Genomic DNA, 13,102 nt, shown 5'->3' on the forward strand with positions numbered 1-13,102 from the left:
GGATAGGAGCATGGCATGGGCATGATACCTGCCAAAAAAGTATTTCTGAGCAGCACCACCAAAGACCTTTGGCAATACCGGGCCGAAGCCGGCCAACTGATCAAAAAGCTCAATCAGGCTTATCAGAACAAGTTTCAATTGATCGAAGTGACCATGGACACCGAGGCCTTGGACGGCGAGCGGATTCCGGCCCTGGACCGCTCGCGCAAATGGGTCAGGGAAGAGTGCGATTGGCTGGTATCCATCATTGCCTGGAACTACGGCTACGTGCCGGCAGGGGAAAGCCGTAGCGTCACCGAATGGGAATATTGGGAAGGGGTGGAAAGCGGTAAGCCCTGTTTCGTGTTTTTGGCCGGCGAAGTCGGCGACGGCGAAAAAAAATACCGGGCCTTGGGTTCGGATGTGGAAAAGGAAAATCTGGCCGATTGGAAGTCCACCGATTTGGTGTCGCCGGAACATGCCCAGGCCTTGGCTAGCTTTAAAACCAAGTTGCGGGAAAAGGATTTTCGCATCTTCGCCAACATCCAGCATTTTCTGCAGCAGTTGGAAGAGGCCTTCAAAAAGCGCATCGAATTGGAGCTCAAGCAACAGCCGGAAGCGGCCAACGCTCAACGCCAAGATACCCAGTATCTGGTCGAGCTGATGAAGCTGAAAGATCAAATCCAAAACTGTTTGCAGCAGGTGGAGCAATTGGCCGGCTTGAAACAAATCCACGACCGCTTGCACCAGATCCGCCAATTCGGTATTCGCCGCTGGCGCGAGGAAGTCAGCATGCAATGGCAGGACGGTCCGATGAGCGACACCACCAAGGTCACATATTTGCTGGGCTTGTTGAAGATCAAAGAAGCGCGCGGCGAACTGTCCGGTTACGCTCACAATCTGCCCGAACAGGCGGATCTGGCCAATTTGCAGCTGGTGATCGGCAAAGTGTTGGAGACCGAGTTTCAAGATCAACCGAAGGACAAGCAAGCCTTCGATCACATCACCCATCTGTACGCCGCCCGGGTGCAGTCCGCCTTCGTCAATGCCAACGGCACCATGTTGCTGAAAGCTAACAATATGTCCACCTGCTTATTCAATGCGGCGGCATCCGCCGAGTCGACTTTGAAAGCCGACGATAAAGGATTTTTGAAAGAGGTGGTACAGGCGTTGAACGACGGTCACGTCAAAGTGCAGCGTTTGTTCAACAAGCATAACGACTGGCAGGGCATGCACGATCAATTGGAGCGCATAGACCAAACCAAGGGCTCCAGTCTGTTCGTCTACGATTTGGAAGGTTTTTTGGATAATCCGGAGCGGGTTGCCGGGTTGCTGCAACACGCTAAAGCGGTTTCCGAACAGTGCGACTACCGGACCGATTGGTCCAGTAAAATCGCGGCGCTCGAACGGCATTTCGCCGATTTGCAAATCGACCGCAGCGAAGCGACTTACGAGCGGATGCGCAAAGCCTTCGACGACTTGTTTTTCGACGTGGACAAAGATACGTTGAAAAAAGTGGAGAGGGCGGCCGGCTGCGCCCGCCAATATGCCGACAGCGTCAGCGCGCAATGGCAATTGGCCAACCGGCGCCTTGGCGCCAACCCGCAGTAACAGGAGAGCTTAGATGGCCTTGCTAGATTTACGCGATTTGATCAAAGCCGGTAACGAACTGGAGCCCCGTTTCGACGGCTTGCAACCAGGCAGCCCCGAGTTCGAGGAATGGTTGCGGGAATTGCAGGATTGGTTGATGCGCTGTGTGGATTACGGACGGTTTTTGGACAACGGCAGCCCGGAGCGGCGCGCCTTGCAAGGGCGGGTGGATTATTGGACCTCACGCTTGGGTATGCACGGCGTCGGTTTGCCGATCGACCAGCTGGCCGCGTTCGATCCCAGCGCCGGCGTAGTGCTGGACATCGATAGCCCCTTCCCGGGCCTGAAAGCCTACGACGAAGCCCAGCAGCGGGATTTTTACGGACGCGACCACGAAACCGCCGATTGCATTGCGCGTTTGGAGCGTAATCACATTCTGGTCATCGTCGGCGGGTCGGGTTCCGGCAAATCCTCATTGGCTCTGGCCGGCGTGTTGCCGGCTTTGCGCGACAAATATCCGCAATGGCTGTTTCCCAGCCCGTTCACGCCCGGTGTACGTCCGTTCGAATTTCTGGCCGCCGCGTTGTTGGCTGTAGCGGGTTCGGAGGGCGATGCGGCCGAATTAGCCGGTCGATTAAAAGCGCAACCCGCGCAAGCCGCTGCGGTATTGGCCGAGCTGACCGGGCCGGGCGCCGGAATCCTGTTGGTGATAGACCAGTTCGAAGAGCTGCTGACCTTATGTCAGGATGCCTTGGAACAAGCCGCCTTCGCCGAACTGTTGTGCCTGCTGTCCAGCCCGGCGGTCGGCGCCGCCGGTTTGGATTGCCGGGTATTGCTGACCTTGCGCACCGACCATCTGGCCCGTTTGGAAGCCAGCGAGCCGCTGAAACACCTATACGGTTTGGTCAGCAGCATCGATCAAAGCGAAGGCATTCTGCAGCTGGCGCCTATCGGTTTCGAGCATATACGCCAAGCCATCGAAAAGCCGGCCCGCAAAGTCGGCTTGCGTTTTATTCCGCCCAGCTTGATCGATGCCTTGGCCAGCCAGGCAGCCAGTTTGGTCGACGGCTTGCCGCTGTTGCAATACGCTTTGCGGCGTTTGTGGGAGCAGCGCCCGCGCAGCGAGCCGGTGCTGGACGAACAGGGCAGCGTCGTCGAGCCGGGCAAACCCTTGGATTTTATCAATCAAGCCATGTTCGACGCGCTACCGGACGTTCAAGGCGCTTTGGGCAAAGTCGCCGAACAGGTTTATCGGAACTTGGACGACAGGCAACGGGCGTTATGCACGCGCCTGATGCTGGAATTGGTGCTGTTGGACGAAAACTTCGAGCAGCCCTTGCGCCGGCGGCGGGGCAAAGCGGAATTGATGGCGGTACTGAGTAAACAGTGGCCGGAACACGAAGTGGAACGGGTCATCGCGGCTTTCGTCGAGCCCGGCCTGTTGCGGCAAACCGGCGACGACGGCTTGCTGTTCGAAGTGGCGCACGAAGCCATGTTTCGCAACTGGGCTACGTTTCGCGACTGGATAGCCGGTCCGGAAGCCAAAGCCCGCTTGCATGCGATTAAATTGATTACCCGCGAAGCGCTGGACTGGCACAACCATCAACGCTCCGCCGATTATTTGAAGCTGGCCGGCGCACCGCTGCAAGCCGCGCAGCGCTATGTGGACGACAGTTGGCTGGTCGAAGGCGAAGTGACCGATTACGTGGCGGCCTGTATTGCCGAGGAACAACGCAAGGCGGCCGAAAAACGCCTGGCCGAACAGGCCAAGGAAGCGGCTCAGCAAGCGGAAATCGCCAAAACCAAAACCAAATACAAGTATTACACCAGCTTGGCGGTGTTGGTCCTGATACTGGTGAGTGCGGTGTTTTACGCGCTGTGGGCTCAGGCAAGACTGAATACCCAGCAAAACATGATCCATTTGGTGGAGCAGGAACGTAAAAGCGCTGCTTTAAACGTATTGCCGTGGATTTTGGCCTCCAAAACCCAGGCGCCTATCGACCTGGATTTAACCTATTCCAGCGGCAAATACGGCGGTAGCGATTTTCGCTACGTACTGGCACTGGCCTTGGACAATATGGACGACAAATTTCAGTTTACCCCGCGCGGCAGCAGCAATGCGCTGATCGTCGGGCAAGGCAGTGCGGTGTTGCAGTTCGATAACGCCGTTCCGCAGGACAAAGCCTTGCGCGTCTATCGGCTATGCGAAGACGGTCGTTTGGACCAGGCGCCTATCGAGATTCGTTACGGGCAAGGCCAGTTGGCGGCGCAAGCCAACGTGTCCCCGCCTGTGTTGGCAAACGGCAGCGATACCCGGTGGTTGATATTGCCGTTCAAGGTGGCGGGTTCCATGCGCGGCTGGGAGGTGGCGATCCATCGTTTGCAATGGCCGGCTCCGGCCTGCGCCGTCCAGGACAAGCCGGACAGCGGTCACGCCGAGGCTATCGACTCCGCCCGGCAAAGCTTTCCCGATGCCAGCGACTTTTCGGACCTGGCTTTTTCGGCGGACGGCCGTTACGCCGCGTTCAGCGTGGTGAGCTATAAACCCAAGATACAAAGCGCCGTTTGGTTGTTCGACGCCGCTAGCCAGCGCTGGCAGGACGCCTCGCCGGCTTCGGTCGGCAAAGATGCGGACGATCACCAAGACGTGGTTTCGGCCCTAGCCTTCAGCGGCGAGCTACGCGACGGCGTGCCGGAGCTGATTACCGGCCGTTTGAACGGGGCGGTCTATTGCGGCGGCAAAATCCAGCCTACGTTGGACGCCAGCCAAGTCCAGCAGATTTCGGTCAGCCGGTTGCGTAGCGCCGGTAAATCCGACAACTGGCTGGTGGACCGGCACTTATCCGGGCAAACCGTGGTGCGGCAATGCAACGGCAGCGCGGAACCGTTGCGCCTGACCTTGGACAAGCAGGAGGCTACCGCCGGCTTGTCGCTGCGCGACATTGATTTCGGTGCCGACGGCGGCGTCCGGCCCGTGGTAAGTTACGTGGCCGACAAGCGGCCGCAATGTTGGGAATTGCGGGCCGAGCGCTGGCGCCCCATGGATTGCGGCTTGGGCGACGCCGTTACCCAGTTCGTCATGGTGAACCCTCAATACGCGGTGGCCGTCGAGCCGGGAGCAGTGCTGCGGCGTATCCGTCAACGTCAGCCGCAGTTTAGCAATCAAGCCGAAGCCAGGGTTGCCGGCGAGGCCGGCGTGGTTTGGCCCAAAGCGGTGGGCCAAGGGACGACGGCCGGCAGCGCCACCCGATGGCAAGCGATGCATGGCTCGACGACTACCTTCAAGGCAATAGCCGGCACCGACGTGGAAATTCTGTGGGCCGCAGTGTCGCCGCACGGTCACTACATCGCTTGGTTGGACGGACACATCGACACCACCAAAATCGATTTGCATATTTATAACGTGGAGTCCCGGCAGCTGGTGGAACTGCCCAAGCCGCCGGAATTGGACAGGAAAAATATCGACGCGGTGGATTTGGTGGTCACCGACGACGGCATGGCCATCTTGGGAGTCCTGGACAAGCTGCATTTATACAGCGCCGATGGCGTTAAAGAAGAAGCGGTGATGCTGAGCCGTTTGAACGGTAATGCCGAATTTACCGTCGATCCGAATATCAATTGTTTGAACTTGTCGGAAGACGGCAAGCGTCTGGTGATAGGCACCAAGGGCGGGATGTTGGTGGCTGCTGCGGTGGTTCCCGGCAACTTGCTGAACACCGAGCAGAAATACCCGTATATGCGCGCCAACGTGGCGGCTTGCGCGGTGGACAACAGTGGTTTGTTGGTGGGCGGCTACGAAACCGGCGCCATAGAGGTATTTCCGGCCGATAGCGCTGCTAAACCGTTTGTGTTGCCCTTGCATGCCGCGATTCAGGTCACCGAGTCCGTGCACACCCTGAGTCTGGATCTCGCCCGCGGTTATTTGGCGGCTTTGTTCGACAAGCAAAGCGGCAACTGCACGGCCAGCGGCTTGTCGGGGCAGTCGGTACGCATTTGGAGTTTGGACGCCGCGGCCGGCACCCCGCTAGTATCCAATTATTGCATCCCCAACCGCGACGTGCTGGCTATCGGCCGTTTGCACGAGCAGGACGGCGGTTTGCACTTGCCTGTGGTATTTGCCGATACGGTGGAGCTCAGACCCTGCCGAGGTTGCGCCGCACCGGCGGAATCGGCCGACGCCGTGCTGCAACGTTTGATGGCTGAGGCGATGCGTAACGGCGCGGAAGAGAAAGGGGATATGCGCGAATTCGGTATCGAATTGAAGGCGGCGGCGCCGTGAGCCGTCGAAAACGATAGCGTTGCGCGCCGACTATGCGTGGTTCCGGGCTATCTGCAAGGCGCAGGCGGCGGCTAGACGCCCGGTTTGCGCACCGCCCTCCATAAAGCCGTAATAAGCATCGCTGAGTTGCTCGCCGGCAAAAATCAGGTTGTCGAATACCACTTGTTGTGCATCGGCCCGGCCGGCTTCCACCCAAAAAAATTCGGCGAATTCGGTTAGTTGTCCGGGCTTAAAGTTCGCGTATCCGCCGCCGGTAAAGCGGCTTCGTCCCCATGCGCTTTTCAGCAGGGTTCCGGTTGCCGAATCGCCGGCGCCGGGTAAGACGCGCTCCAACTCGGCAATGAATTGTCGGCCCAGCGCTTTGAAATCGCGGCTTCGGTTTAACCGTTCGACTTGCTTGCCGCCCAAGAAAAAATTCAGCGCGCCGTTCGGTCGCTTGGGTTGACGTTGCGATTCGTCCCATACGGCGGCAAACCCCATATCGGTCCATGCCGCCAAGCTGAAGCCGGCCGGGTTGCGCCAGAATCGTTCGGCGAATCCGGCGATCAGTTTTTCATTGGCGCCTAAGCCGGTTTCGTTGACGAAACGGCGGAATAAATCGGGCAGCCGCACATTCAGCGCGACTTGACGGAGGGCCGGAAACGGCATGGCGACGATCACGATGTCGGCCGATTCCGAGCTGCGGTCGGCAAAAGTCAATTGATAGCCGTCGCCGAAGTGCGTGAGACTGTGCAAAGCCTTACCGTAGCGGATTTGTCCCGGCAAGGCTGCCGCCAGCGCGTCGGTGAGTCGGGCCGAACCGCCGGTGACCGCAAACGCCTCGTCGCTGTAACCGAGTATTTCCACCGAGCGGCCGTCGACTTGCGGTAATAAAAACAGCAACTGCAAGGCGGAGGAATCGGCGGGTTCCGCGCCGTATTCGGTACGAATGGCGTTTTCGAACAAGACCCGGACATAGCCTGCCCGGATTTTGTCTGCATGCAAATTCAGGTAGTCGGCAACCGAAAGCTGATCGAAAAACGGGGCATAGCGCTCCCAATCCCGGTCGATCAGGGCGGCGTCTTCGCTAATCTGTGCGGCTAGCGCGAATATGTCGGCGGCTAAGTGCTCGGCGTCGTAGCTTAGGCCGTCGAAAAAATAGGCTTCTTCGGGAATGTCGGTGCGGGCGGCGTCTTTGAGTCTGTCGAACAGCGCAATGTCGAAGGCTTTGGCTAGCGCGCGCATCTCCAAATGGTCGGTATTGATCAGTTCGGCGCCGAGGTCGACGGTCAAGCCGTCGTCGATAGTGACGGACAGCATGCGCCCGCCGGGTCGGCTGCGGGCTTCGTACACCGTGGCGATAATCCCGGCTTTGCGCAGCCGGTATGCGGCGTTCAAACCGGCGATGCCGGCGCCGATAATGGCGACGCGCGCCGCCGGCTGCGGCTTGCCGGCGAATGCCGGAGCGATGCCGCTCAATTCCAGCACGCCGCCTATTCCCGCTGCAACCGAGGTTTTGACGAAGCGGCGTCTATCCCAACCGAGAACGGTATGCGGAAGCGGGGCAGGCCGCTGCCGGGATTCAAGATAGTCGCGTCTAGCGGCTTGTAAAGCTAGGACGAGTTTGCGAAATAAAATGCTGTGCGCCACGACGAAGCTCCTGAGCAAATGGAGAGAAGAGCATATTTTGCGTCGGAATCCCTTATTAGGGAACTAGTTTGCTTGGCGACGATGCAACCGGGAAATCAGGTGCCGGACGGCTGCCAGCATGTCTATCACGATAAAAACTTATCGATTTCAGCGAATAACTTGCTGACTTCAATAGGCTTGGTCAAAAAACCGGCAAAACCGGCCGCTTTTTCTTTGAGACTCGGTTCTTTCGGTATGTTTGCGGTTACCGCGATGACCGGGATATTGACCGTCGGCGGATGGGCTTTCAAGGTTTCCAAGGCTTGGTAACCGCTCATCCCGGGTAAATTGATGTCCATCAGGATCAGCGACGGCGGGTTAGCCAACGCCAGACCTATGCCTTGTTCGGCGTTGCCGGCGACCAATAAGGTGATATTGGGGCGCTTCTCGAAAATGCTGCGAATCAATTTGACGTTTTGCGGGTTATCTTCGATGTACAGCACGTTGTAACGCCGGTGGCCGGCGGTTTTGGCGGTGCCGGCCGTTGGCGGTGCCGATTCGTTGACTTGAGCGTCGAATTCTTCGCAAATAGGGAAGCCTACCCAAAAAGTACTGCCTTGTCCCGGCTTGCTGTCGAAGCCGATTTCGCCGCCCATGGCTTCCGTCAAACGTTTGGTGATGACCAAGCCGATGCCGGTACCTTCGATATGGCTTTTTTCGGCGCCGAGACGGTCGAACGATTCGAACACCCTGTTTTGTTTGTCTGCGGGAATGCCGATGCCGGTATCGCTGACACTGATGCGTACTTGCCGGTCTGTGCTCTGCGTGTGTAAGCGGACTTGACCGCCATCCCGGTTATATTTGATGCCGTTGGATAAAAAATTAATGACGATTTGCCGCAAACGCTTGCGGTCCGCGTAAACCGTAAGCTGTTTGCTACCGTCGCAGTCGACGTTGATGTCTATATTGCTTTCCCGCGCGCTGGGAGCAATCAGGGCCAGACTGTCGGCAATGACCGCTTGGACGTTGACGGGTTGCATCATGTAATCCAGCTTGCCGGCCTCGATGCGGGACAGGTCTATCAGGTCGTTGATGATGGACAACAGGTGCTTGCCGGCGTTTTCGATTTCTGCGGCAACTTCGCGGGTTTCCGCCGGATTGTGCTTGTCCATTGCCATCAATTGCGAGAAGCCGAGCACCGCGTTTAGCGGCGTGCGTAATTCGTGGCTCATGCTGGCCAAAAATTCGCTTTTGGCCCGGTTGGCTGATTCGGCTTGATTTTTGGCGTTTTCCAGTTCCGAAATGTCGCGGGTCACCACCACCGTATGGCTGACTTCTCCGCTTGGGGCAACGTAGGGGTAATAGCTGATCGCGCATTCGCGCGTCCCGATGGCCGGGAAATCGATTTCGGCCTGATGCGATTGCGGTACGCCTTTGGTAAACACGTGCTCCAATTGCGGGGCGATAAACTGCGAATAACGGTACTCACCCCAAACTTCGCCCGCGGAGCGGCCGATTGCCTCGGAACGCTTGACGCCCATACGCGCGCACCAGCCGTCGCTGACCGCTTCGTAGCAATGTTGGCGATTGAGCACGCTCATGGCATCCGGCACGCTGTTGACGATGAATTCGTAGCGGCTTAGCTCGGCCTGACGCTGCGACAAGGCGTATTGTTGCTTGAGCACGTCGTTGAAGTTGTCGCTGATGCGTTTGCCGTTGACGCACAAGTACAAGGTGATCAGGCCTATCGACAGTGCCGCGGACAAATGCAGCGAATCGCTGCGGCTTAGACTGATTGCGAAACCGGCCAACAGCGCGGGCGAACAATACAATTGGTAGGAAATTTTGTCGGCCGATAAAAAGGTAATACCGCCGGCAAACAAGCCGAACAAGCAAAACAACACGAAGAATACATAAGGCGCATCAATGGTCGGCAAAAACAACACGGCGGCCGCGCCCCAAATCAAACCGAATACGGCCATGTGCAAACGGTATAGCTGTAACCACTTGCCATAATCCGATAGGCTGCCGGCTGCGCGTTGGCTGCGGTAGGCGCTGGTAATCGCGATGCGTAACAAAAGCGCCGGAATTTGCAGCAACAGCCAGGCGGCAATATGCATGGCATTGGCCACTTGCAGCAGCACCGAAGCCATGACGATCGCTATCATGGCATTGGACAGCAATTCCATGGCGATGCCGCTGTAAAGGTTGTGGGTGCGGGTTTCCAGGCTAAGACGCGCGAGTGCGGCGTCCGGCGCCGCAGGATTTGTGGCGTTCATAGGCGGAATCCTTGCCCGATGGGCTGAAGTGCGTGTTGATGGGAATTGGCAATTGAGCAAATTTAGCATTTTCCCGGCTAAAGTGCGCGTTAAACCCACTCAGGTTGGGCCGCCGGTACGGTATAGATTTTTGATGAAAGCGGCTTTACCCTCAAGGGCACAAGCGCCAAGAAAGGCGAGGCGTCCGCCGGTGTTGCCCGGCAGTCGAACTGACGCTTGGGCCAAGTGGATAACTGTCAGGTGGGCATCTTCGCAACCTTGTACCCCCAGGGCATGAGTGCCGAGGCAACATGACCACCTTAATCGACGCCCGCCTGTATTTGTCCGAGGACTGGTGTCTTGATGAGGCGCGCTGCAAGAAGGCGGCGATTCTCAAGGAGGCGCGCGAGTTTCTAAGTAAATTTCAACTGACACTGGCGATGCTGGAAATCGCCCGGCAACGCGGGATTCAATTCGGCTACGTCGGCATTGACGGCGGCTACGGCAAGGAACCGGCTTTCCTGCGGGGTGTTGAGCATAAGGCTGCCGTTTTGTTGCGGATGTGCAGTGTGGTCAAACGATTTATCTGCAAGACCCTGAGCCGTACCCGAATGGTTCGGGCGGGGTAGAAAGCCAAGCCACCGCCAGCCGCAATGCACAGTCCGACGCGTAGACCAGTGGGCGGCCGCGCAAGCACCCGGAAGCCTGGCAGCGACTGACCGCGTGAGAGCGAAAAAGGCTTTTTGATCGCCGATTATCTGCATGCCCTGGTTTGGGTATGGGATGGTCAAGAAGAAAACCCGCGTTGCTGGCATTGGCTGGTACGGCGTGAAGTCGGCATGGAAGCTAGATCGGACATTGCTTATTCGGCGCGCCCGCTTGCTATCCGGCATGCCGGCCAAATTAAACGGTATGGCTACGTATAGCGGGCGGATAGCCTTGACGGGCGGTTTTGTCGTGGCCGAGCGTCCTACTAAGCCGCAGTTAGCGGCATTGCGGTCCGGCTGCGATATAATGCCGGCTAACCAACGCAATGATTTCGTGGCCGCTGTTAGGCTGCGAAAACTCCCCAATCAGATTCGAACCTCCATGCAAGCTACTGAATTCAAGCGTCGCCGCACTTTTGCCATCATTTCCCACCCGGATGCCGGTAAAACCACCATCACCGAAAAACTGCTGTTGTTCGGCGGGGCGATTCAGCTGGCCGGTTCGGTCAAAGGCCGTAAAGCGGCCAGGCACGCGACTTCCGACTGGATGGAGATGGAAAAGGAGCGGGGTATTTCGGTAACCACGTCGGTGATGCAGTTTGAGCACAAAGACGCCATCATCAACTTGCTGGATACTCCGGGCCACGAGGATTTCTCGGAAGATACCTACCGTACCTTGACCGCGGTGGATTCGGCCTTGATGGTGATCGACGTGGCCAAAGGGGTCGAGGACCGGACCATCAAGCTGATGGAAGTATGCCGTTTGCGCGATACGCCCATTCTGACCTTTATCAACAAATTGGACCGGGAAGGCCGCGAGCCGATAGAGCTGTTGGATGAGGTCGAAAGCGTGCTGAAAATCGAATGCGCGCCGATGACCTGGCCTATCGGCATGGGCAAGCGCTTTAAAGGCGTATACCAAATGTACAAGGACGAGACGATTTTGTTCAGTCCGCATCACGGCGGCAAGATTGCCCAGTCCGAGACCGTCAAAGGGCTAAACAATCCGCATCTGGACGAGTTGCTGGGTTTGCAGGCCGACGAATTGCGCGAAGAAATCGAATTGGTAAAGGGTGCCAGTCACGAATTCGATCTGGAAAAATATTTGCGCGGCGAACAAACGCCCGTGTTTTTCGGCTCGGCAATCAACAATTTCGGCATTGTCGAATTGCTGGATGCCTTCGCCGAGTTTGCGCCGCCGCCGCGGCCGCGCCAATCCGAACAGCGTTTGGTGCAGCCCGAGGAAGACAAGTTCAGCGGTTTCGTGTTCAAAATTCAGGCCAATATGGACCCGGCCCACCGCGATAGGGTGGCGTTCATGCGTATTTGTTCCGGCAAGTTCGACCGGGGCATGAAAATGCACCACGTCAGGACAGGCAAAGGCATTCAAGTCGCCAACGCGATTACCTTTCAGGCCGACAGCCGTAAGAACGTCGAGGAAGCTTATCCCGGCGATATCATCGGATTGCACAACCACGGCACCATACAGGTGGGCGACACCTTTACCCAAGGTGAGACGCTCAAGTTCGGCGGCATCCCGTATTTTGCGCCGGAGCTGTTTCGCCGCGTGGTGTTGAAAGATCCGTTACGGGCCAAGGCTTTGCAAAAAGGTTTGGTGCAACTGACCGAAGAGGGGGCCACGCAGTTGTTCAAGCCCTTGAAGAATAACGATTTGATATTAGGCGCGGTTGGGATTTTGCAGTTTGACGTGACCGCGCACCGTTTGAAGCACGAGTACAACGTGGAGTGTTCTTACGACGCCTCGCCGATCAGCACCGTGCGCTGGGTCAGCTCGGCGAATCCGCTCAAGTTGGAAGAATTCAAAAACAAGGCCTTCGAAAATCTAGCGGAAGACGGCGGCGGCTATTTGGTGTATTTGGCCACCAGCCGGGTCAATTTGCAGCTGACCGAAGAGCGCTGGCCGGACATCGTGTTCAGCGCTACCCGCGAATTGTAAGGTGGGTAGGGCGCGCCGCTGCGGCATCGGCGGCGGCGCGCCGGGCTTATTTAGGGTCCGCCTCGTTGGTAAAAATAGGATTATTCAAGTCTTCTTCTGTCAGTTTGGCGCGTTCTTCCGGATAGATGTGCCAGAACGATTGGTCGATGGCGCCGTCGCTGTAGCTGTTTTTGCGGCTGTGGCCGAACGGGCACCACCAGTTTTCCACCACTTTGACCAAATAAGCGTGCCATTCGAACAGGCCTACGCTGAACGGGCAATACCAGGTGCAGTTCAGGATCCAGAACAATTTGGATTGCGCCATGCTCAATTTAAACGAACCGTCCATGACGATTTGGTTTTTCAAGGTGTAGCGGTGACTGGCGCGGTCGGGCAAAAAGTCGCGGTAGGTTTTGACGTTTTCCGCGCCGACCAATTTCAGGCTGAAATAAGTCAAATAAGCGCTGAGGAACACGAACGGCAGCGTCAAAATCGGCAAATAGATAAACACCAGGCCGATGGCGCGCGAGAGGACCGATTTCTGTTTGTGATGGCAACCGATGTTGACGCGCTCGGCGCAGGATTCGCAGGCTTTCATTTTTATTATCTCCTTGGGTGGGTTGTGTCGCGCTCGGGTTCGAGCAGTTGGTAAATTCTTAAACAACCTTCGCAGCAGAAGTGCCGCGTCTCGCCGCTTTGCGGGCACGGCAAGCTGAAGCCGGCGAGTTTGACCGGTTGACCGCAC

General features: G+C 57.4%; 7 protein-coding genes. 4 read left to right on the forward strand and 3 right to left on the reverse strand.

Features of this window, described 5'->3' with window-relative positions:
- The first annotated feature begins 15 nt into the window (after positions 1 to 15).
- Both F1E05_RS05215 and F1E05_RS05220 read left to right on the forward strand, forming a co-directional pair.
- Positions 16 to 1,590 (forward strand): DUF4062 domain-containing protein, encoded by a 1,575-nt coding sequence (locus F1E05_RS05215; protein ID WP_150047290.1) that lies wholly within the window; start codon positions 16 to 18, stop codon positions 1,588 to 1,590.
- A gap of 13 nt (positions 1,591 to 1,603) precedes the next feature.
- On the forward strand, positions 1,604 to 5,848 hold the full coding sequence (locus F1E05_RS05220) for an nSTAND1 domain-containing NTPase (RefSeq protein WP_150047291.1): 4,245 nt from the start codon (positions 1,604 to 1,606) through the stop codon (positions 5,846 to 5,848).
- 30 nt (positions 5,849 to 5,878) lie between these two features.
- Here F1E05_RS05220 and F1E05_RS05225 read toward each other — a convergent pair whose 3' ends face one another.
- Together F1E05_RS05225 and F1E05_RS05230 are read right to left on the reverse strand one after the other, a co-directional pair.
- Positions 5,879 to 7,477, reverse strand: a complete 1,599-nt coding sequence (locus F1E05_RS05225) for a flavin monoamine oxidase family protein (protein WP_269473494.1) — start codon at positions 7,475 to 7,477, stop codon at positions 5,879 to 5,881.
- A 125-nt stretch (positions 7,478 to 7,602) separates the two neighbouring features.
- A complete protein-coding gene (locus tag F1E05_RS05230; protein WP_190303254.1) occupies positions 7,603 to 9,735 on the reverse strand; it encodes a hybrid sensor histidine kinase/response regulator in 2,133 nt (710 codons plus the stop codon).
- Positions 9,736 to 10,025: 290 nt separating this feature from the next.
- Here F1E05_RS05230 and F1E05_RS05235 point away from each other — a divergent pair, with 290 nt between their 5' ends.
- Positions 10,026 to 10,343: a transposase gene (locus F1E05_RS05235; protein WP_150047294.1), complete on the forward strand. Its 318-nt coding sequence runs from the start codon at positions 10,026 to 10,028 to the stop codon at positions 10,341 to 10,343.
- 460 nt (positions 10,344 to 10,803) lie between these two features.
- Complete coding sequence (locus F1E05_RS05240; RefSeq protein ID WP_150051806.1) at positions 10,804 to 12,378, forward strand: peptide chain release factor 3; 1,575 nt, start codon at positions 10,804 to 10,806, stop codon at positions 12,376 to 12,378.
- A 46-nt stretch (positions 12,379 to 12,424) separates the two neighbouring features.
- Here the strand turns inward: F1E05_RS05240 and F1E05_RS05245 are convergent, their stop codons facing one another.
- Positions 12,425 to 12,955: a hypothetical protein gene (locus F1E05_RS05245; RefSeq protein ID WP_150047295.1), complete on the reverse strand. Its 531-nt coding sequence runs from the start codon at positions 12,953 to 12,955 to the stop codon at positions 12,425 to 12,427.
- Positions 12,956 to 13,102 lie beyond the last annotated feature (147 nt).

The organism is Methylomonas rhizoryzae (assembly GCF_008632455.1).
GTDB classification, from domain to species: Bacteria; Pseudomonadota; Gammaproteobacteria; order Methylococcales; family Methylomonadaceae; genus Methylomonas; species Methylomonas rhizoryzae.

What these genes read in the sequence shown, in the direction of transcription:
- F1E05_RS05215 (WP_150047290.1), top strand. Translation starts at nt 16, where the DNA reads ATGGGCATGATACCTGCCAAAAAAGTATTTCTGAGCAGCACCACCAAA.
- F1E05_RS05220 (WP_150047291.1), top strand. Translation starts at nt 1,604, where the DNA reads ATGGCCTTGCTAGATTTACGCGATTTGATCAAAGCCGGTAACGAACTG.
- F1E05_RS05230 (WP_190303254.1), bottom strand. Translation starts at nt 9,735, where the DNA reads ATGAACGCCACAAATCCTGCGGCGCCGGACGCCGCACTCGCGCGTCTT.
- F1E05_RS05235 (WP_150047294.1), top strand. Translation starts at nt 10,026, where the DNA reads ATGACCACCTTAATCGACGCCCGCCTGTATTTGTCCGAGGACTGGTGT.
- F1E05_RS05240 (WP_150051806.1), top strand. Translation starts at nt 10,804, where the DNA reads ATGCAAGCTACTGAATTCAAGCGTCGCCGCACTTTTGCCATCATTTCC.
- F1E05_RS05245 (WP_150047295.1), bottom strand. Translation starts at nt 12,955, where the DNA reads ATGAAAGCCTGCGAATCCTGCGCCGAGCGCGTCAACATCGGTTGCCAT.